At 68.0% G+C, this 20,113-nt stretch carries 14 protein-coding genes; 4 read left to right on the top strand and 10 right to left on the bottom strand.

Annotation, left to right across the window (positions count from 1 at the left end; all coding sequences use genetic code 11):
* Positions 1 to 20: 20 nt before the first annotated feature.
* Entirely contained in the window at positions 21 to 2,390 is a 2,370-nt protein-coding gene (pbpC, locus tag ACG00Y_RS09325) for a penicillin-binding protein 1C (RefSeq protein ID WP_419964749.1), read from the bottom strand.
* Between the two features lie 66 nt (positions 2,391 to 2,456).
* Between pbpC and ACG00Y_RS09320 the strand changes: the two genes are divergently transcribed.
* Together ACG00Y_RS09320 and ACG00Y_RS09315 are read left to right on the top strand one after the other, a co-directional pair.
* Complete coding sequence (locus tag ACG00Y_RS09320) at positions 2,457 to 2,744, top strand: type II toxin-antitoxin system Phd/YefM family antitoxin (RefSeq protein WP_394478129.1); 288 nt, start codon at positions 2,457 to 2,459, stop codon at positions 2,742 to 2,744.
* Positions 2,741 to 3,160 carry a type II toxin-antitoxin system VapC family toxin gene (locus tag ACG00Y_RS09315; protein WP_394478127.1) on the top strand — a complete coding sequence of 140 codons (420 nt, stop codon included), beginning with the start codon at positions 2,741 to 2,743 and terminating at the stop codon, positions 3,158 to 3,160. Before ACG00Y_RS09320 ends, ACG00Y_RS09315 begins: the two co-directional genes overlap by 4 nt.
* A gap of 22 nt (positions 3,161 to 3,182) precedes the next feature.
* Here the strand turns inward: ACG00Y_RS09315 and ACG00Y_RS09310 are convergent, their stop codons facing one another.
* On the bottom strand, positions 3,183 to 3,560 hold the full coding sequence (locus ACG00Y_RS09310) for a YfeK family protein (RefSeq protein ID WP_394478125.1): 378 nt from the start codon (positions 3,558 to 3,560) through the stop codon (positions 3,183 to 3,185).
* 270 nt (positions 3,561 to 3,830) lie between these two features.
* Here ACG00Y_RS09310 and ACG00Y_RS09305 point away from each other — a divergent pair, with 270 nt between their 5' ends.
* Both ACG00Y_RS09305 and ACG00Y_RS09300 read left to right on the top strand, forming a co-directional pair.
* Positions 3,831 to 5,384 carry a methyl-accepting chemotaxis protein gene (locus ACG00Y_RS09305; RefSeq protein ID WP_394478123.1) on the top strand — a complete coding sequence of 518 codons (1,554 nt, stop codon included), beginning with the start codon at positions 3,831 to 3,833 and terminating at the stop codon, positions 5,382 to 5,384.
* A gap of 411 nt (positions 5,385 to 5,795) precedes the next feature.
* Positions 5,796 to 8,159, top strand: coding sequence for a hybrid sensor histidine kinase/response regulator (locus ACG00Y_RS09300; RefSeq protein ID WP_394478121.1), 2,364 nt, complete (start codon positions 5,796 to 5,798; stop codon positions 8,157 to 8,159).
* 97 nt (positions 8,160 to 8,256) lie between these two features.
* Here the strand turns inward: ACG00Y_RS09300 and ACG00Y_RS09295 are convergent, their stop codons facing one another.
* The 8 genes from ACG00Y_RS09295 to ACG00Y_RS09260 form a co-directional block, all read right to left on the bottom strand.
* On the bottom strand, positions 8,257 to 9,816 hold the full coding sequence (locus ACG00Y_RS09295; RefSeq protein WP_394478119.1) for a hypothetical protein: 1,560 nt from the start codon (positions 9,814 to 9,816) through the stop codon (positions 8,257 to 8,259).
* A gap of 134 nt (positions 9,817 to 9,950) precedes the next feature.
* Positions 9,951 to 11,246 carry a chymotrypsin family serine protease gene (locus ACG00Y_RS09290; protein ID WP_394478117.1) on the bottom strand — a complete coding sequence of 432 codons (1,296 nt, stop codon included), beginning with the start codon at positions 11,244 to 11,246 and terminating at the stop codon, positions 9,951 to 9,953.
* Between the two features lie 205 nt (positions 11,247 to 11,451).
* Positions 11,452 to 11,583 (bottom strand): hypothetical protein, encoded by a 132-nt coding sequence (locus ACG00Y_RS09285; RefSeq protein ID WP_394478115.1) that lies wholly within the window; start codon positions 11,581 to 11,583, stop codon positions 11,452 to 11,454.
* The gene (locus ACG00Y_RS09280) at positions 11,580 to 16,658 is read right to left on the bottom strand and encodes an alpha-2-macroglobulin family protein (protein ID WP_394478114.1); all 5,079 of its coding nucleotides are present in this window, start codon (positions 16,656 to 16,658) and stop codon (positions 11,580 to 11,582) included. Before ACG00Y_RS09280 ends, ACG00Y_RS09285 begins: the two co-directional genes overlap by 4 nt.
* Before the next feature lie 95 nt (positions 16,659 to 16,753).
* Positions 16,754 to 16,885, bottom strand: coding sequence for a hypothetical protein (locus tag ACG00Y_RS09275; protein ID WP_394478112.1), 132 nt, complete (start codon positions 16,883 to 16,885; stop codon positions 16,754 to 16,756).
* 110 nt (positions 16,886 to 16,995) lie between these two features.
* Positions 16,996 to 17,973 (bottom strand): branched-chain amino acid ABC transporter permease, encoded by a 978-nt coding sequence (locus ACG00Y_RS09270; protein WP_394478110.1) that lies wholly within the window; start codon positions 17,971 to 17,973, stop codon positions 16,996 to 16,998.
* Complete coding sequence (locus ACG00Y_RS09265; RefSeq protein ID WP_394478108.1) at positions 17,973 to 18,860, bottom strand: branched-chain amino acid ABC transporter permease; 888 nt, start codon at positions 18,858 to 18,860, stop codon at positions 17,973 to 17,975. The genes ACG00Y_RS09270 and ACG00Y_RS09265 overlap by 1 nt, the downstream gene beginning before the upstream one ends.
* A gap of 18 nt (positions 18,861 to 18,878) precedes the next feature.
* A complete protein-coding gene (locus ACG00Y_RS09260) occupies positions 18,879 to 20,087 on the bottom strand; it encodes an ABC transporter substrate-binding protein (protein ID WP_394478106.1) in 1,209 nt (402 codons plus the stop codon).
* Positions 20,088 to 20,113: the final 26 nt, after the last annotated feature.

The following is a 20,113-nucleotide window of genomic DNA, read 5'->3' as shown; positions in this document are numbered from 1 at the left end:
GTCGGCGGGGCAGGCGGTCGTCATGGCCCCGCGTGCGGGAGTTTTGCTCGCCCGGCCGGCGGCGCTGCGTCGGCCTGCAGCTCGAAGGCCACGCGCGCCCAGCGGCCACGGCCGTCCAGCGCCGTCAGCGCATGGCGGCCGGGCTGGCTCAGTGTCAGCGTCTGTGTGCTGCCGGCGGCCTCGCTGCTGCCGGCGAGCTGGCCGTCCAGCAGCCAGTTGACGCCTTGCTGGGCGCCGATGGCCTGCAGTCTCAGCGTCACGTCGCGCCGCCCGGGCGCCGGGCGAAGCACGGTGCCGGGCTCCAGGCCGGCGATGCGCAGTGCCTGGGCCGGGGCACGCGGTGCGCAGCCGGGCGCCCAGGGCAGGCGCTCGGTGGGGTGCAGCAGGGCGGCGTCCAGGAAGGGGCCGAGCAGCGTGGGCCAGCGCACCGCCTCGGCCTTGATCGCCTCCGGTGCGCAGTCGGGGCGCACGCGCTGGCCGCCCTGCGTCCACACGGCCTGCACGAGGCTGGTGGGCTGCAGCCGGTCCGGCAGCGTGGGCGGCACGGCGCCGTCCAGCGTCCAGGCGGTGCGGCGCTGCAGGCAGTGCTCGGGCGGTGTGGCGGCCTCGGCCGTGCCCAGCGGCCAGCAGATGGCGACGGCGCCGACGCTGGCGGGCTGGTGGCGTGGGGCCAGTTGTTGCCTGGCCTCTGACGGGCCGAGCGCGGCGGCGATATCGCGCAGCAGCGGCGCCGACGTGTTGGCGCCGAAGTGGCCGGGGTTGGGCGTGCCGTCGGGCCGGCCGACCCAGACGCCGAAGGTGTAGCGGTCGGTCACGCCCAGTGCCCAGGCGTCGCGAAAGCCAAAGCTGGTGCCCGTCTTCCACGCCACGCGCTGGTTGCCCTCGCGGAAGGGGCTGCCGGGCCGGCCGCCGTTCTCCAGGATCTCGCGCACGATGAAGGCGGCGCCCTCGCTCATCAGCCGCGTGTCCTGCAGCGGCTCCTGCGGCGTCAGGCGCGGCTTGCCGGCCACGCCACTCCGGGCCAGCGCGGCGTAGGCGCCGACCAGCTCCTCCAGCGATGTGCTGCCGCCGCCCAGGATGAGGCTGAGGTTGGGCGCCGCGTTGGCCGGCAGCCGCAGCCTCAAGCCCGCGTGGCGCAGCCGGCCGGCAAAGCGCTCGGCGCCCAGGCGCTCCAGCAGGTCGACGGCGGGCACGTTGAGCGAGCGCTGCAAGGCCTCGCTCACGCTGACGGGCCCGGAGAAGTCCGCCTGGAAGTTGCCCGGCGCATAGCCGCCGAAGTTCTGCGGCGCGTCGATGAGCAGGCTCTCGGAGTGGATGAGGCCGTCGTCCAGCGCCAGCCCGTACAGGAAAGGCTTGAGCGTGGAGCCGGGCGAGCGGTGGGCGCGCACCATGTCGACATGGGCGCTGCGGCGGGCGTCGCTGAAGTCGGCCGAGCCGGCATAACCGCGCACTTCTAGGGTGCGGTTGTCGACGACGAGGGCGGCCATGGAGACGGCGTCGGGCAGCGTGTTGAGGCGGTCGGCCAGCAGTTGCTCCAGGCGGGCCTGCAGGCCGGCGTCGAGGGTGGTCTGGATGACGGCTTCGGAGCGTCCTGCGCGTTTTGCCTGCTGGCGCAGGCGCTCCGCTGCCAACGGCGCCAGCCAGCGGGCGCGCAGCGGCGGCGCGAAGACGCGCTCCAGCTTGGCGTCGGCGACATCGGCAGCCGTCCAGATGCCTAACGTCGCCATGCGCGTCAACACCTTGTCGCGCGCGGCCTGGGCGGCGGCCACGGCGCGGTCGGGCCGCAGCCGCGTGGGCGACTGCGGCAGCGCGACGAGCAGCGCGGCCTCGGCCTGCGACAGGTCCGCCGCGCTCTTGCCCAGATAGGCGCGGCTGGCCGTCTCCACGCCCTCCAGCGGGCCGCCCATGGGCGCGAGGTTGAGGTAGAGCGACAGGATCTCGCGCTTGCTGAAACGCAGCTCCAGCTGCAGCGCGCGGGTGATCTGGCGCAGCTTGGCCGGGATGCTTCTGCCCGCCGCCTTGTCGTCCACCAGCCGGGCGACCTGCATCGTCAACGTCGACCCGCCCGACACGATGCGCCCATGCCGCGCCCACTGCCAGGCGGCTCGTGCCAGCGCGGCGGGGTTGACGCCCGGGTGCCAGTGGAACCAGCGGTCCTCGTAGTGCAGCAAGGCTTCCAGATAGCGCGGTGACACCGCCTCGGGCGTCGTCGGCTGGCGCTGCGCGCCGTCGGCGCTGGCCCAGCTGCGCAGCGGCGTGCCGTCGGCGGCCAGCACCGTCAGCGTGGAGGAGGTAGCGGTGGGGTCGGGGAGGGGAAAGGCGAAGTCCAGCACCAGCGCGCTGGTCAGCAGCGCGGCCAGGGCCAGCTCGGCGAGGCGCCGGCGGGTCAGGCGCATGGATTGAGCTTTCGCGCTTGTCGCGATATTCTGGTCAACCTGACCAGAAATGGAACCCCTATGAGCCAAGCGAAATCAGAACGACCGGCCGGGCCGGGGCGCTGGGTGCTGCAGGACGCCAAGGCCCGTTTCAGCGAGCTGGTGCGGCGTGTCCACGCCGAGGGGCCGCAGCATGTCACGGTGCATGGCCGTGACGAGGTGGTCGTCATCACGCTGGAGGACTTTCGCCGTCTGAAGGGCGAACGCACGGGGAGGGACCTGATCGACGCCGTGCAGGCCTCGCCCTGGCGCGACATCGACCTCGAAGTGAGCCGCTCGCCCATGCCGGTGCGCGACGTGGAGCTGTGAGCGGCTATCTGCTGGACACCAACGTCATTTCCGAGCTGCGCAAGCCTCGCCCTGAGCCACGCGTGCTGGCGTTCGTCGCGGCGCAGTCGCTGGACAGCTTGCACATCAGCACGGTGACGTTGGCCGAGATCCGCTATGGCATCGAGCGCATGCCCGACGCCGGTCGCCGCGCCGAGCTGAGCGCATGGCTGACGCACAAGGTGAGGCCCATGTTCGAGCAGCGTGTGCTGCCGGTGTCCGAGGACGTGATGCTGGTCTGGCGGCTGCTGGTGGACGCGGGGCGCAAGGCCGGCCACACCTTCTCGCAGCCCGACCTGATCATTGCCGCCACCGCCGCGCACCATGGGCTCACGGTGGTGACGCGTGATGTTTCGGAGTTCGAGCACGCCAAGGTTCCCGTGCTCAATCCCTGGTGACGGCGCCAAGCAGAGGATGGGGCTAGCGGGGCGCCGACGCTGCCCGTGCCGCCCGCACCTGCTGCAGCTCCGCCGCCAGCCACTTGGCGCTCTCCACCGGCGCCTTGCCCGGGCAGCGCACCAGATACGCCTTGCCGCTCATGCTGCTGGCCGACGCGCCTTGTGCGATGAACTGCTCGGCGGTCTTCACCAGGCCCTTGCCTTCCAGGTAGTCCAGCTTTTTCAGCAGATGCGCCCGGGCGGCCGTGCCGGCATGCCAGCTGCCGTTGCGGTTGAACTCGCAGCCGGAGGAATGCAGTCGGGCCAGCAGCGCGTCGACCTCGGCACGCGCCGCGGGTGAGAGGGGCGCCGCAGATGCGGTGACGCCAAGGGCGAGCAGGAGTACACAGAGGACGCGCATGGCGCGGATGTTAGAGAAAGACGCCGTGGTGCTGACAAGCCCTAGGCACGATGGGCCGAAGCATCACTTGCAGGCGTCTAAAACGCCATCTTCGGGACGAATGCACGTGATCGGGCAGCGGGCGATGGGCGCGATAGCGCCGCTCCATGCCTGTAACTAGGCTGGCAGCCCGCCTGACGACGTCCCCACGCCGTTTCACCGTCGCATGTCCTTGCGCGCCCGGCAGGCGTTCACGCCTGCGGCCCCTTTTCCGCTCACAGGAGCACCGAGATGTTCGACCAATGGTCATTGAAGAAGAAGCTCACCGTCACCTTCGGTGTGATCCTCGTGTTTGCCGGCGCTCTGTTCACGCTCGCCGTCGTCAACGTCGCCAAGCTGCGCGAAACCACCGCCTGGAACACGCACACGTACAAGGTGCTGGCCGAGGGTCAGGGCATGCTGCTGAACATGGTGAACATCGAGACCGGCTTGCGCGGTTTCGTGGCCAGCGGCAATGAGAACTTCCTCGACCCGCTGAAGGCCGGTCGCAGCGATTTCAAGAAGCATTTCGACGCCGCCAAGTCACTGACCGCCGACAACGCCCAGCAGCAGGCCCGCCTGGCCAAGCTGATGGAGAACCACGAGCAGTTCAACGCCGTGGCCGAGCAGCTGATGAAGCTGCGCCGCGACGTGACGGGAGGCTCGGCCCAGGCCGACGAGATGCTGACCGAGTTCTCCGCCGGCCGCGACAAGGCGGCGATGGATGCCTTCCGCCAGGGGGTGGCCGAGTTCATGAAGGTCGAGTCCGATCTGCTGGGCGACCGCTCCGCGACGCTGGACGCCACCAGCACCGTCACCAGCCGCACGCTGATCATCGGCGGCCTGCTGATGTGCGCGCTGGCCGCCGCGCTGGGCGTGATGCTGACCCGCAGCGTCTTCAAGCAGCTGGGTGCCGAGCCTTTGGTGGCCCTGCGCTCGGTGGCTGCGGTGGCCGATGGCGACCTGGCCTCGCGCATCGAGGTGATGCCCGGCGACACCACCAGCCTGGTCGCCAAGCTCGAAGACATGCGTGCCAACCTGGCCCGCGTCGTTGCGGACGTGCGCAACAACTCGGAGACCGTGGCGACGGCCAGTTCGCAGATCGCCCAGGGCAACCAGGACCTGAGCCAGCGCACCGAAGAGCAGGCCAGCGCGCTGCAGCAGACCGCCGCGACCATGGACGAACTGGGCGCCACCGTGCGCAACAACGCCGACAACGCGCTGCAGGCCAACCAGCTCGCGAAGGGCGCCAGCAACGTCGCCAACGAGGGCGGCAAGGTGGTCAGCGATGTCGTCGACACGATGCGCTCGATCAACGACAGCAGCCGCAAGATCGCCGACATCATCGGCACCATCGACGGCATCGCCTTCCAGACCAACATCCTGGCGCTGAATGCGGCCGTCGAGGCTGCTCGCGCCGGCGAGCAAGGCCGGGGCTTTGCCGTGGTGGCGGGTGAGGTGCGCACGCTGGCCCAGCGCAGCGCTCAGGCCGCGCGCGAGATCAAGACGCTCATCGGCAGCAGCGTCGAGCAGGTCGACCAGGGCACGGCCCTGGTCGACAAGGCCGGCGTGACGATGACCAACATCGTCCAGGCCATTCAGCGCGTGACGGACATCGTGGCGGAGATCTCGTCGGCCAGCAGCGAGCAGAGCCGCGGCGTGAGCCAGGTCGGCCAGGCCGTCACACAGATGGACCAGGCCACGCAGCAGAACGCCGCGCTGGTGGAGGAAAGCGCTGCCGCCGCCGAAAGCCTGCGCACGCAGGCGCACGCGCTGGTGCAGGTGGTGTCGGTGTTCCGCGTGTAAGGGCCGGCCGGCATGAGCCGGCACAAGCACTCCGCCAGCCGCCAATTGCTCCTGCATTGGCGGCTGTTCCTTTTGCGCCAGTCGCGACCTGCTGCCGTAGTGTTGGCTGGCCCTGGTTGGGCGATCTCGCCCTTGCCGCGCATGGTCAGGTTTCACAATGGCCGCAAGGACGGGCCGCCTCATGACCGCACCGCAGCGCCACACGGGACTTCTGCACCGGCCGGGCATGAACAGCCGGCAGCTGCCGTTGCGTTGTGCCGGGGCTGCTGAGCTTCCTATCATTGAGACGACCCGGCGCACGGCGAGGCACAGGGACAAGGAAGCCATAGCGTGCCCAGAACATCCACCGGCACACTGCATCGTGCTGTTGTGTAGCGCGGTTCAAAGCTAGACCTGCCTGGGGAGGCACCCATGTTCAAGACGCTTCGTTCATCGCTGTACTTCATCGGCCTCATCGCCGGCAGCGCCGCGCTGGCCGTGCTGGCCTGCTCGCTGTGGAGCTTCAACGCGCTGGCGCGCAATGCCACGGCGGCGCAGACCTCATCGGCGGTGCTGGCCGACGCGATGCCGCCGCCGCTCTACCTGATCGAGACGCGGCTGCTGCTGTCGCAGGTGGCCGAAGGCTCGGTGCCTGTGGCCGCAGCGCAGGCGGCGCTGCAGCGGCTGGAGGACGAGAACCGGCGCCAGAGCGAGCACTGGGCGCAGCACGGCCCCGAGGCGCTGAAGCCGCTGCTGGCCGGTGACCTGGCGCGCACCAGCGAGCAGATCTTCTCGGCCGCCCACCGCGTGCTGGCGGCCGTCGCAGCGCGGGACGACGTGGCCGCACAGCAGGCCTTGGGCAGCGCGCAGCAGGCCTACGAGACGCATCGCCTGGCCGTCGACGCGACGGTGAACGTCAGCCGCGAGCTGGCGGGCGCGGCGATGGCCTCGTTCGAGCAAACGCGAAGCACCGGCGGCAAGACGCTGATGGCCATCGCCGCGCTTGCCATCGTCGGCGCCGCCATCGGCTACGCGCTGGCGCTGCGCTCCATCCTCGCGCCGGTGGGCGCATGCCTGGCGCTGGCGACCCGCGTGGCGGGCGGTGACCTGTCCGCCGCGCCGGCCTCGGCGCGCGACGACGAGCTGGGCACGCTGCAGAACGCGCTGCGCGCCATGACCGCCAAGCTGTCGGCCAGCCACAACCACCTCGTGCAGGCCAGGCAGGCGGCCGAGGAGGCTGCGCAGGCCAAGGCCGACTTCCTGGCCAACATGAGCCACGAGATCCGCACGCCGATGAACGCCATCCTCGGGCTGTCGCACATCGTGTTGCGCACCGACCTGAGCGGCCGCCAGCGCGACTACATCGAGAAGCTGCAGTCTTCGGCCAAGTCGCTGCTGCGCCTGCTCAACGACGTGCTGGACCTGTCCAAGGTCGAGGCCGGCAAGATGGAGCTGGAGGCCGCGCCCTTCGAGCTGGACCGCCTGCTCGACGAGGTCGCCACCGTGCTGAACGTGCAGGTGGCCGACAAGCCCGTGGAGATCATCATCGACCGCGACGAAGCCATCCCGCGCCTGCTGCGCGGCGACGCGCTGCGGCTCAGGCAGGTGCTGCTCAACCTGGGCAGCAACGCGGTCAAGTTCACTGCAAGCGGCGAGGTCTGCATCCGCGCCAGTGTGACGGCCGAGGGCAGCATCGCCTTCGCGGTGGAGGACACCGGCATCGGCATGACGGCGCAAGTGCGCGACAAGCTCTTCAGCGCCTTCACGCAGGCTGACTCGTCGATCAGCCGCAAGTACGGCGGCTCGGGCCTGGGCCTGGTCATCAGCCAGCGCATCGTGCAGCTGATGGGCGGCACGCTGCAGGCGCAGGGTGAGGAGGGCAAGGGCAGCCGCTTCAGCTTCACCGTCGCGCTGCCCGCCGACAGCCAGCAGGACCAGCCGCGCGCCCGGAAGATGCGCGATGCACGCGTGTCGCTGCGCGGCCAGAAGGCGCTGGTGGTGGACGACAACTTCACCGCCCGCCTGACGATGGCGGCGATGTTGCGCTCCTTCGGGCTGGACGTGCACGAGGCGGACTCCGGCCGCAAGGCGCTGGACATCGCGCAGGCCGTGCAGGCCGCCGGCGAGAAGTTCAAGGTCGCCGTCGTCGACTGGCGCATGCCGGACCTGGACGGCTTCCAGGTCATCGACGCACTGCGTGCCGCCGAGCCGCTGTCCGATGCCGTCTTCATCATGGTCTCGGCCTACGACCGCGAGACCGTCGAGGCGGCCATGGACGGGCATGCGCTGGACGGCCTGCTGCAGAAGCCGGTGACGCCCTCCACGCTGCTGGACGCGCTGCACGACGCCCTCATCCATGCGCAGCCCGGCGGCCCGCTTGAAGCCGGCGCCGGCGGCGAGCTGGCGCAGTTCGACGGCACGGTGCTGGTGGTGGAAGACAACGAGATCAACCAGCTCGTCGCCGCCGAGCTGCTGCGCGCGCACGGCGTGGAATGCATGGTGGCGGACGACGCCGAGCAGGCCTTGTTGCAGCTCGGCAAGCGCCAGTTCGACGCCATCTTCATGGACGTGCAGATGCCCGCCATGGACGGCCTGCAGGCCACGCGCCTGGTGCGCAAGCTGCCCGGCTACGTGACCGTGCCCATCATTGCGCTGACGGCCAACTCGCTGCCCGGCGAGCGGGAGAAGTGCATGGCGGCGGGGATGACGGACTACTTGGCCAAGCCGATTGAGCCGGAGATGCTGGAGGTTTGTTTGGGGAAGTGGTTGAAGAAGGCAAGGGTGATGGTGAGCTGACGCTTGTTTGTTCAAGTCGCTCTGTCGACGGCCGCGATGTCTCCGTCTTCTCACCGTTGAGCGTCACCACCGGGGACGCTCCGATACCCGTCGCCCCTCAGGGTTCAAGGCTTGCGCCGCTGGAGGCCGACCATGGAGGGCGCGGTGTGCACAAGGTCACAAACTTGATCAGGTTTTCAGCCGTAGGCGAGGGATAGAAGCTGGGCTGCGGCGCAGAGAATAAATCCAGATATCCCTGTGCCGGACCCGAGTAGGGGCCAAGGCAGGCATCGAGAAAATACAACTCCCCTTCGATCTGGACGCCACCTATATTGTGGCCCTGGAATGCCGGTGGTGGATTGAGTGGGTTTACTGGCCACCAGAAATTGACACAACTGCCCGGGCCCGGCATTGGCGTTTTGGTTTGCTGCGTATAGAACGGATATTGCCCTTGAACCAGGCCCAGCGGGCTGTCCTGCGCAATGAACTGGCAATCGATCGTCTGGTACATATAGCACTCGATGCCCAGCGCCGACAATGCACAAGCGACGAAATTTGCTTGGTCCACGCAATCCAATGTGGGGCCTAGACGAGAGCAAAGCTGCGTGTAGCTGTTCGACAGCAAGTCGGCAAGGGCAAAGTTGCCGCTGTCGCCATAATTGTGGAGCGCGTAGTAGGTGTATTTATATTGTCCATTGAAGCCGTTATAGCAAAGTGTGACGACGTTCTGGCAGGCCTGTGCCGCAGTGGCCGGCCATGTCACACCGCTGGCGCCGAACAGCGCGCGCAAAAACAATACCCAGACGCCCGTTGGCCAGCAATTGGCGGGTGATGCCAGCGGGTAATAGATTTCCACCGCACAAGCCGCCTCCGCGAGCGAGTTTTCTTTTGCGTCCAGCAGGCTGACATTCAAGATGTCGTTGACGTTGAATGCCACGCCGTCAAACTGCAGTTGCGGCGTGAAGACCAGATCGACGGAAGTGACGTGATTGGCACTCGCCGGTACGGGCTCGCTGGTGTAGTTGATCTGCGCATCCTGGCTCGCCTTTGCCATGACGCTGTAGCCGCCCTGCGTCAACACGTCGTTCATGATGACCATCGCAAACACGGACGTCTGCGCCGGCGTGATGAACATGGCGGGGTTCTGCACCGCCGGCGTCACGGTGCCACTGCTGCTCACCGAGGGCGCGCTGTACATCACAGTCGGCACCATGGTGACGCCGTCGGTGTCGATCAGCGGGTAAGCGCCCGAGATGGCGATGAGCGATTGAATCCGGTAGCCGATCGTGTAGTTGACGGTCAGCGGGCGACCTTGCGATGGGCAGGAATTGACATAGCTGATGCCGTCCACCACGGTCGTGAACGGGATCGCCAAGCCTGCCGATTGGGTGCTGTAGCCAGCTTCATTGCTGTGCGTCTTCGGGCACTGGAAGGTGAACGTGATCGGGTGGGTCGGGTCGCTGGCTCGGCAATAGGTGACCCACCCGTAAGTGCCACTGCTGTCATCCGTGGGCACCAGCAGCCCGGTGCCGGAGGCGCCAGGCGCGATGCTCGTTGGCATCTGCACCTGCCAGATGCCGCGGTCTGCGGGGTTCGTGCCACTCCAGCCGACGAGAGTGATCGTCTCGGCCAGTTGGTTGGTCACGACGACGGAGCAACTTCTCGTTTGGGCAGACATGGGGTGTCCCTCAGTTGATAACGGCCCACCTTAGGTGACATCACCCCGGTCGGCATCAGCAAGCGGAAGGAGCCTGCGCCTCGCGGGCGTTGTGCACCCCGAGTCCGCTCATGGCGTCCGTCTTTGCCCTCGCGTCACGCCGCAGCGGCGCACGCGCCGACGGCCGTGAGGGCGTGCCGCCACGGGCGACCGATGTTGCCGGCGATCATGGCGTGCAGCGCCTCGACCTGCTCTAGCAAATCCGGTTCTGAGAAGTAGCGTCGCATGACGTCACGCAGCCGCCCGATGACCTCCAGGGTGTCTTCACCCCCGAGCGTCGAGGGAATGGTCGAGTCGAGGTTGCGGATTGCGGCCGTGATCGCATCGGCGATGGCTTGCTGAGGCATCTGCTGCCAGGTCACCAGCAGGCGCGGCGTCACATGGAACTGATGGCGGATGCGCGCGCTGGACCGGCGGATGGTGCGCCACAGCTTGCCGCCCGACTCGGTCGTGCGCAAGGCGGCCTCGAGTTGGCCCGTCTGCGTCTCGCGGTATGGGACCACTTCCGCCTTGACGCCGGTGGCGACCTCGATGTTCAGCTCGGACATGACGTCTGCGATCGGCGAGGCGCAGCCATTGGGCGTGGAGGCGCCCCAGAGCAGCCCGACGACCCGCTGTTGCGCATCCACGACCGCCGACCCGGAATCGCCGGGTTCCGAGAAGTTCAGCGCCGGGTCGCTGGTGGCGATGTACTGCTGCCCCTGGAACTTCCAGCCATCGCTGCGGGTGCCCTGCAAGTAGAGGGAAGTGATGTTCCCTTGGCGCAGGCCCGTGGTCCTGCCGCGCTTGCGCACCGGGTAGGGCAGGTCGCTGAGCTGCACGTTGTAGACGCCGGCCACCTCGCCGATCTCGACAATCGAGGAGATGCCGCTGGCACCATGGGCATTGATGGAGCAGTAGGCGCCATCGACCTTGGTGGACAGGACCGACTTCACCGTGTCGCCGATCTGATCGCAGACCGGGTCCATCTTGGGCTGGGCCACCCGGTTGCCTTGGCCGCCCATCACGTGCTGGTTGGACAGGGCGCAGAGGTTCTGCGTCTGCAGGTCGCGGACGAGGCATCCGAGGGTCCCGTAGCTTCCGCCCACCTGGACCTGTATGCCCCCCTGCAACGGGCGGTACTTGCCGCTGTCCTCGTTGGGTTCCGGGGCCGAGTCTTCGATCACATCGACAGGGAAGCCGTCGACGGTCTTGGGAAGCACCTCGCCGGCGGGGAGGGCATGTTCCGGCCGCTTGTGGTCGAGGTGCACCAGGAGCGCAAGGGTCCTGGTCAGCGACCCGCCCGTGGATTTCAGCCCGATGCTGGTGGCGTGGATGCCTGGCATGTTCTCCACTTGCGCATGCAGCTTGGCGCGCGCGGCCTGCATCGCGTTCAACGTCTTGTCGTCCATGGTTCTACTCCCTGACTGGTCTCGGGTGAATGGCGGTCACCCATCGCAACGGCAACGAGTGCCGATCAGGGGATTCAATCCAGCAGGCGGGGCCCCCACAAGCTAGGCGTTCGCCTAAGCGGTGTTTGGGGACGGCTAAACGTGGATGGCCATTGGGCGAAAATCACCATGGTTCTTCGCTAGGCGCACGATGGTGGGCGGCTGATCAGCCGCCTTGCTGGCTGCGGCGTTCGGCGCGCTCTTCGCGCGCGGCGAGGAAGTCGACGAAGGCCACTACCCCGGCCGCGCGGTTCGGTGGCAGCTTCTTCAGCTGCGCGATCAGTCGGGCTTCGATCACTTCTTGTCGACCACCACGATCTCCCCTTCTGCCTTCCCCACCCCACGAATCTCCGCCCGATACATATCCTCCGCAAACGTCGCCGGCACCACGTACCGGCCCGGCGTCACCGCCCGCACCAGGTAGAACAGATCCAACTGCGACCCCAACCGTGCCGCAGCGACAAAGCGGTCGTCGCGGTACTCGGTGTGGACGATGCGCTCGTTCGCATTCGCCTGCGCCACGTTGACGCCCTCCACCGTGAACTCGCCCGCCTGCGGCCCTTGGCTCAAATTCAGGTTCTCGATCTCGAAGCCGGCCGGGATGCGGTCCACCACCAGGCCGTCCTTGATGGCCTGCGCCGCCTTCACGCGCAGGCGAACGATGAACATCTCGCCGGTCGTGAACTGCCGCGCCGTCACGGGCTTGCCGTCGGTCGTGAACATCGCGCGCTCGACCGAGATGCGTTCGCTGCTTGGCGCCAGCGGCTTGACCGGGTAGCCCTGGGCCGTGACGTCGAGATACAGCGGCGCCGTGCCGTCGTTCTTCAGCGTCAGGCCGGACTTGAGCTGGGCCAGCTCGAAGCTCTGCTGGCCGGTGCCAGTGCCCGCCCACGCGTCCGACTTGGTGCCCACGGCCAGCGTCGTCTTCCAGGCGTCGTCCTTGCCGGCGCCGTTGGTGGCGGCCTGCACGGCGAGGAAGAGGGCCAGGCGCTCCTGCGTGGAGTAGTAGTTGCGCTTGCCGAAGTCGTCGGCCAGGTCGAACAGCAGGTTCTCGCGCTTGTCGTGTTGCACCTTGTGGCGCAGCAGCAGCGCGTAGGCGAGGGCCCGGTCGCGGATGCGGGAGCCGTAGTCGCCCAGCCACTGACCCCAGATGCCGTCGTCAACCTGGTAGCCGTAGCCGCGCGCCATGGCGTCGTCCAGGGCGACCTTGGCGCGGGCCTCGTCGCCCATGGCCTTCAGCGCCAGCGACAGGTGCACCAGCGGCAGTGGCGACAGCGCGTTGGCGCGGTGCTGGTCGTGCAGCGTGCGCAGCGTGGCCAGGGGCGCCTTCTGCTCGCGGCCCAGCATGTAGCCGGCGTGCGCGGCCTCGGCGAAGCGCTGGTGGGCGATGCGCAGCAGCTCTGCGTCGCGGTAGTCGGCAATCGCGCCGGCAGGGTTGCGGCGCGGCTCCTTGGGCGGCGTGGTCTGCTGGCCGGGGCTGCGCTGGAATTGCTCGGTCAGGTTCTCCAGCGACTTCTTCAGCTGCCCTTCCGGCACCGCAAAGCCGGCGTCCCGGGCGTCCTGCAGGAAGCCGGTGACGTAGGCGCTCAGCCAGCCTTCATACGGGTTGCTGGCCGCCCACAGGCCGTAGCCGCCGCGCGCCTGCTGCATGCCGGCCAGGCGGGCGAAGGCGCCCTCCAGCCGCTTGGCGCGCTCCTCGCGGGGCACGGGCGTCATGCCCCAGCGCTTGGCCGCCTCGTCGTCGATGAAGACCAGCGGGTAGGCGCTGGACGTCGTCTGCTCCAGGCAGCCATACGGGTACATCAGCAGGCCCTTGACCTGCTCCTTGATGTCGATGGGCGGCGTGTTGCTGACGCTCAAGGCCAGCGTGGCAGAACCGCTCCAGTAGGCGTCCAGCAGCGCCTTGTCCACAACCTGCGTGGCGCCGGCCTCCAGCCGGATGCGCCGGCTCTCGCGCGTCAACGGCGTGACGGGCTGAACCTGCAGCGCGGCCTCGCGCACGAGGCTCAGCGTGCCGGCGCTGACGGTCAGCTTGATCGGCGCCAGGCCGTAGGCGTCCAGCGCCTCGGCCTGGAAGCGCAGGATCTGGCGCTGCTTGTCGGCGAGCTTGACCGACGACGCCTCGCCGGTGATGCGCACAGGCCCTGTCGCGCTCAAGGCCACCCGCACCTCCTGCGGTGACCCGCTGAGGTTGGTCACGTCCAGCGCGATGGTCGCCTTGTCGCCGGGCGCGATGAAGCGCGGCATGTTCAGTTCGGCCACCAGCGGCGCGGCGACGACAGTGTCCGCCTGCGTCGAGCCATAGCTGTCCGCACTCGACACGACCGCCATCAGCCGCAGCGTGCCGTTGAAGTCCGGCAGCTTGACGCTCACCGTCGCCTCGCCCTTGGCATCCAGCGCCACCGGGCCGCTGAACAAGTCCACCAGCAGCACCTTGCGCGGCATGCTTTGCGTGTCGCGTTTGCCGGCGTCGCCGCCGAAGCGCTGCTGCGCGACGTTGCCGTCCATCTTCTCGATGAGGCGGCCGTAGAGGTCGAGGATGTCCGCGCCGTAGCGGTGCTTGCCGAAGAAGAAGTCGGCCGGGTCGGGCGTCTTGAAGTTGGTGATGTTGAGAATGCCCACGTCCACGGCGGAGAGCGTGACGATGGCCTGCTTGCCCGCCAGCTGCGGCACCTTGATCTTGATGGGCAGCGCCACCGATGGCACCGTCTTGGCCGGCGCCTCCAGCACCACCTTCAGCTTGCGGTCCTCCCGATTCATCGGCAGGTGCACCAGGCCCAGCGCCCGGGCCGGCGTCACGCGGTCGCCCTGGCTGCCGGGGCGGAAGGCGGCGACGGTGACGTACAAGTCCTGCCGCTGCCAGCCGGCGTCGGCGCTGACGGGGATGTCGATGTCCGTGCCCGAGGCCTTCACGCCGACGCGCTTGCTCCACAGCACGCGGTCGCCCTCGACGGTGACGACGGCCTCGCCGTCATGCGGCGGCTTGATGGTCAGCTTGGCCGTGTCACCCGGTTTGAAGGGCGAGCCCTTGAGCTGCAGCTGCACGCGGTCGGGGCGGTTGCCGATGTCGTCGGCGTCCTGCGCGCCATAGCCGGCGTAGAAGCCGTAGCGCAGCGTCTGCTGCGTCTCCGGGTCTTCGATCTCCAGGCGGTAGCGGCCCCATTTCACCGGCAGGCTGACGGTGGTCTTGGCGGCCAGCTTCAGCGAGCGCGCCTCGACCAGTTCGTCCGTCGTGTTGAAGCCGGAATGCCAGCCGCGCCCGTCGTCATAACGCCAGTACCACTGGCGCTCCTCGTAGGTGAGCGTGAGCTTCAGGTCCTTGGCCGGCTTGAAGGCGCCGGCCGCGTCCACGCGCACCACCTCGAAGCCGGCCAGGCCGCCCTCGGGCGCCACGTTGCGGTCGAACAGCGGGCGCACGGCGACCAGCACGGGCGCCGGCCACCAGGTGCGCTCGATGCTGCGCACCACCGGCCGGCCGCCGCTTTCCAGCAGGCTGAAGGCGCCGCGCACGCGCATGGGCGAGCCGCGCTCCGACAGGTTGGCGGTCAGCGCGACTTCGGCCTTGCCTTCGGCGTCCAGCTCCTGCTCGGGCACGTCCTGGCGGGATTTGGCCTTGTCGTCGGCAAAGTCGCCAAAGAGGTAGCCGGGCAGCTTCTGCCCCAGCGGGTTGGTGACGCGCTCGGTGGAGACGGTCGCCTGCAGCCGGTTGCCGGCGGCGGGTGCGCCGTAGAGGTAGTCGCCCTGCACCTGCACGGGCAGGTTGACCTCGCCCGTGAGCGCCGCGTCGGGCGCGGTTAGCGTGAGCTTCATGCGCTCGGGCAGGAACTCCTCGACCTTGAAGGCCCATTGCGCGTCGGGCTGCTTGGCGGCGGGGTCGACACGGGCCTGGACTGTCCAGCCGCCCGTGGGCGCATCCGCCGGAAGCGTGATCGCCTGCTGGAAGTAGCCCTGACCCGCCTTGCCCGGCTGCACCAATGTCTCGACCAGCTTGCTGCCGTCCGGCTTCTTGACGGTGAGCGTCAGCGGCAGCAGCTTGGCCGGCACCCGGCCATCGGCGTCGCGCGACAGCACGGAGACGTTGAAGCTCTCGCCCGGCCGATACAGGTCGCGCCCCGCATAGACGAACAGCTTGTTGCTGCGCGACGGGTGGCCGGTGGCGTCGAACTCCGACAGGTCCAGTGCCGCATCGCGCAGCGACAGGATGGACATCTCGCTGCCCTTCTTCGCCAGCACCGCGCGGGCCTTGTCACTGCTGCCGGTGAACACCGCATGGCCGTCCCCGTCCGTCTGCGCCTGGGCCAGCGCCTTGCCGGCTTCGTCGACGAGGCTCAGCTCGATGCCGCTCTGCGCCTTGCCGCTCTTCAGCGAGGTCGTGAACACGTCGAGCTGGTTGGCGTGGCGGCGCAGGTGCAGGCCGATGTCGGTGACGTAGTAGTGCGTGACCTGGTAGTCCCAGCCGAAGCGGCCGGGCTGGCTCATCACGGCGATGTAGATGCCGGGCTCCTGCAGCGCCTTGATCTTCTCGACCGGCAGGAAGCTGACGTTGCGGCGGTTGGGCCGCTCATCCGTCTTGAAGCGGGTGATGAAGACGCTGTCGGTCATCGCGCGCAGCTCGTCCAGCGCCCAGCCGCCGACGGTGCCCTTCAGGCGGCGTTGGTTGTCGCCGTAACCGTCGTAGTAATACTCGCCGTCCTCGTTGTTGGCGTCGGAGTTCCCACGGTCGCGCCGGCCGCCCACCTGCTCCAGGAAGGCGGGCAGGGATTCGGGCTTCACGCGCAGGAACTGCACGTCCACCTCGGGCGTGTTGATGCTGACGACCGGCAGGCCGCCGTTCTGGCCGGCCGGCAGCACCAGGCCCTTGCTGGCGAAGTAGAAGCTCGGCGGCATGGCTTCGCTGGTGGCCTCGCAGGTCTGGGCGGCGGGGAGCTTGTTGCCCGAGTGCGAGGCCAGGCCCGCGTTCATCGTGATGCGGTAGGCGCGGTCCGGCGTGGCGAAGGGCAGGTAGAGCACGCGTGGGTTGTCGCCCAGCACCCACCGGGCGGCCAGCGGCTTGAAGCTCGCCGGGTCGGCGGGCGTGGCCTTGGACGAGGGATCGTTCGGGTCGGCCTTGGCGCCAGGCGTGCCCTCGGCCGCCGTCAGCAACGCGCTGAAATCCTGCCGGCGGTCCAGCGCCTGCGTGAACATGACGGCGATGGCCGGCGAGCCGTCCAGCAGCCGCGCCTTGCATTCGCTGAACGCAAAGGCCGCTTCCTCGGCGCCGATCTCGGCGCTGCTGGGCATGGCCGGCGTGCGATGAGTGGCCCACCAACCGGCGGCTGCCGCGCCCGCCACGACGACGGCCGCAATTGCGCCCTGAACAAGCCTGGATGCCATCCCGTTTCTCCGCTGAGTGCGCGGCGAGTGTAGGGAGGCTCAGTGGCGAAGTTGGGAGGAGAAATTCCCCAAGTTGGGGAGGCGCGGTGGCTGAATCAGCGCTGGGGCACCTGCATCGTCAGCGGCGCCTCCTGCAGATGGCCCACCGGCGCGTCCAGTGTCAGCACGAAGCCCAGCACCGACACAATCAGCGTGACGATGAAGCGAAGGCGGGGCGACTTGAACAACATGAGACCGATAGTGGGCCACGCCGCCGATCGGCGCGCCCCCTAACTCACCAGTGAATGCTGACGGCGTGTTGGCAGCAGTCAACATCCGGCGCCCTGCGTGCCGGGGCTCAGGCAGCCCGCTGCCTTTTTTCCCACAACGCCATCGCCTCCCCCACCAGCCCGCGCCTGAAGGCCAGCACGCAGACGATGAAGATCAGCCCGGTGACGAGGCTGACCGATTCGCCCAGACCGTTGAACCAGGCGATGCCGGTGGTGTCGGCCAGCAGCTTGCCGAAGTCGCCGATCTTGTTCTCCAGCGCAATGATGACGAGCGCGCCCACCATCGGGCCCACCAGCGTGCCCATGCCGCCCACCAGCGTCATCAGTATGACCAAGCCGGAGGTCGTCCAGATCGCGTCGGTTAGCGTCGCGAAGCCCAGCACCAGCGTCTTGGTGGCGCCGGCCAGGCCCGCCAAGCCGGCGGACAGCACGAAGGCCAGCAGCTTGAAATGAGCGGTGTCGTAGCCCAGGGAGGTGGCGCGCGCCTCGTTCTCGCGGATGGAGGTCAGCACCTGGCCGAAGGGCGAGTGGACGATGCGGTAGATCAGCCAGAAAGCGGCAATGAAGATGCCCAGCACGACGTAGTACAGCGTCATGTCCTGGGTCAGGTCAAGGCCGAGGAAGCTGCCGCGCGGCACCGACTGCAGGCCGTCCTCGCCGCCGGTGAACGGGGCCTGCAGGAAGACGAAGTACAGCATCTGCGACAGCGCCAGCGTGATCATCGAGAAGTAGATGCCCGAGCGGCGGATGGCCAGCAGCCCGAAGACCAGGCCGACACCGGCTGCGGCGCCCGCGCCCACCAGCAGGCCCATGGGCGCCGGCAGCCCCCAGACCTTCAGCGCATGCCCGCAGGTGTAGGCCGCCGTGCCGAGGAAGGCCGCATGGCCGAAGGACAGCAGGCCGGTGAAGCCCACCAGCAGGTTGAAGGCGCAGGCGAAGAGGGCGTAGCACAGCACCTTCATGACGAAGATGGGATAGACGCCCAGCGCCGGCAGCAGCGCGATGCCGCCGAACAGGGCCACATACCCGAGCAGCTTCTTGTTCATCACTTCTCTTTTCCGAACAAGCCGGCGGGGCGCACGAGCAGCACGATGGCCATGACGACAAAGACAACGGTGTTGGACGCCTCGGGGTAAAAGACCTTGGTCAGCCCCTCGACGATGCCCAGGCCCAGGCCGGTGACGATGGAGCCCAGGATGGAGCCCATGCCGCCGATGACGACGACGGCGAACACCACGATGATGAGGTTGGAGCCCATCAGCGCCGACACCTGCAGGATTGGCGCGGCCAGCACGCCGGCAAATGCCGCCAGCGCCACGCCGCCGGCATAGGTCAGCGTCACCATCAGCGGCACGTTGATGCCGAAGGCCTGCACGAGCTTGGGGTTCTCGGTGCCGGCGCGCAGCTTGGCGCCCAGCGAGGTCTTCTCGATCAGCGCCCACACGGCCAGGCAGACGGTGATGGACGCGACGACCACCCAGGCCCGGTAGTTGGGCAGGATCATGAAGCCGAGGTTGGTGGCGCCCTGCAACTGCTCGGGCACCGAATAGGGCTGGCCCGACACGCCGTAGAAGCTGCGGAACACGCCCTCGATGACCAGTGTGATGCCGAAGGTCAACAGCAGGCCGTAGAGGTGGTCCAGCTTGTAGAGCCACTGCAACATCGTCCGTTCGATGACGATGCCCAACAGCCCGACGAGCAGGGGCGCCAGTCCCAGCATGACCCAGTAGTTCAGCCCCAGCAGGTCCATGCCCATCCACGCCAGGAAGGCGCCCATCATGTACAGCGCCCCGTGGGCGAAGTTGATGATGTTGAGCATGCCGAAGATGACCGCCAGGCCCAGCGACAGCATCGCGTAGAACGAGCCGTTCACCAGGCCGAGCAGCAGCTGCCCCAGCAGGGCGGGCAGCGGGATACCGAACAACTCTGTCATGTCGGGTCTGGCTTCAGATCACTTCTTCACCAGCGGGCACTTCGAGTCGGCGAGCTTGGTGTACGCCTCGTTGGCGGGAATCTTCTGCACGACCTTGTAGTAGTCCCAGGGCTCGATGGACTCCTTGGCCGACTTCACCTGCATCAGGTACATGTCGTAGCGGTGGCGGCCGTCGGGGCCGATCTCGCCGTTCCTGGCGAAGAAGTCGTTGACCTTGGTGGCCTTCATCCGGGCGATGACCTTGTCAGCGTCGTCGGTCTTGCCGGCGTCGACGGCCTTCAGATAGTGCGTCACGGCCGAGTAGTCCGCCGCCTGCAGCATGGACGGCATGCGCTTCATCTTGGCGAAGAAGGCGCGCGCCCAGGCTCGCGACTCGGGGCTCTGGTTCCAGTACCAGCCGTCGGTCAAGTACATGCCCTCGGTGGCCTTCAGGCCCAGCGAGTGCACGTCGTTGATGAACATCAGAAGGCCGGCCAGCTTCATCGTCTTGGTGACGCCGAATTCGTTGGCCGCCTTGATCGAGTTGATCGTGTCGCCACCCGCATTGGCCAGGCCGAGGATCTGCGCGCCGGAGCCCTGCGCCTGCAGCAGGAAGCTGGAGAAGTCGCTCGCCGACAGCGGGTGCTTGACGCTGCCGACGACCTTGCCGCCGGCCTTCTGCACGACGGCCGTCGTGTCGGCCTGCAGGCTGGCGCCGAAGGCGTAGTCGGCGGTCAGGAAGTACCAGTTCTTGCCGCCGCTCTTGACGACCGCGTTGCCGGTGCCGTTGGCCAGCGCGACCGTGTCGTAGGCGTAGTGCACGGTGTAGGGCGTGCAGTCTTCGTTGGTCAGGCGGGCGGATGCGGCGCCGATGGAGATGAAGAGGCGCTTCTTCTCGGCGGCGACCTTGGCCATGGCCAGGTTGGCGCCGGAGTTGGTGCCGCCGATCAGCAGGTCCAGCCCCTGCGTGTCCATCCACTCGCGGGCCTTGCTGGCGGCCACGTCGGCCTTGTTCTGGTGGTCGGCAAAGATCAGCTCGACCTTCTTGCCGGCCGCCATGCCCTTCATGTCGGCGATGGCCATCTTGATGGCCTCCACGCCGCCCTGGCCGTCGATGTCGGCATACAGGCCGGACATGTCCGTGATGATGCCGATCTTGATGGTGTCGCCCGAGATCTGGGCCTGTGCATTCATGGACACGGCGAGGCCGTAAGTGGCGAGGGTGGCGGCGATGAGAGTCTTCTTCATGGTTGTCTCCGGTGTGAGTCTTGTGG

This window comes from Pelomonas parva (assembly GCF_043555835.1).
In the GTDB taxonomy this organism is placed as follows: Bacteria; Pseudomonadota; Gammaproteobacteria; order Burkholderiales; family Burkholderiaceae_C; genus Pelomonas; species Pelomonas parva.
This window is presented reverse-complemented; position numbering and strand designations above follow the sequence as displayed.

What these genes read in the sequence shown, in the direction of transcription:
- ACG00Y_RS09320 (WP_394478129.1), top strand. Translation starts at nt 2,457, where the DNA reads ATGAGCCAAGCGAAATCAGAACGACCGGCCGGGCCGGGGCGCTGGGTG.
- ACG00Y_RS09310 (WP_394478125.1), bottom strand. Translation starts at nt 3,560, where the DNA reads ATGCGCGTCCTCTGTGTACTCCTGCTCGCCCTTGGCGTCACCGCATCT.
- ACG00Y_RS09305 (WP_394478123.1), top strand. Translation starts at nt 3,831, where the DNA reads ATGTTCGACCAATGGTCATTGAAGAAGAAGCTCACCGTCACCTTCGGT.
- ACG00Y_RS09300 (WP_394478121.1), top strand. Translation starts at nt 5,796, where the DNA reads ATGTTCAAGACGCTTCGTTCATCGCTGTACTTCATCGGCCTCATCGCC.
- ACG00Y_RS09295 (WP_394478119.1), bottom strand. Translation starts at nt 9,816, where the DNA reads ATGTCTGCCCAAACGAGAAGTTGCTCCGTCGTCGTGACCAACCAACTG.
- ACG00Y_RS09290 (WP_394478117.1), bottom strand. Translation starts at nt 11,246, where the DNA reads ATGGACGACAAGACGTTGAACGCGATGCAGGCCGCGCGCGCCAAGCTG.
- ACG00Y_RS09280 (WP_394478114.1), bottom strand. Translation starts at nt 16,658, where the DNA reads ATGGCATCCAGGCTTGTTCAGGGCGCAATTGCGGCCGTCGTCGTGGCG.
- ACG00Y_RS09270 (WP_394478110.1), bottom strand. Translation starts at nt 17,973, where the DNA reads ATGAACAAGAAGCTGCTCGGGTATGTGGCCCTGTTCGGCGGCATCGCG.
- ACG00Y_RS09265 (WP_394478108.1), bottom strand. Translation starts at nt 18,860, where the DNA reads ATGACAGAGTTGTTCGGTATCCCGCTGCCCGCCCTGCTGGGGCAGCTG.
- ACG00Y_RS09260 (WP_394478106.1), bottom strand. Translation starts at nt 20,087, where the DNA reads ATGAAGAAGACTCTCATCGCCGCCACCCTCGCCACTTACGGCCTCGCC.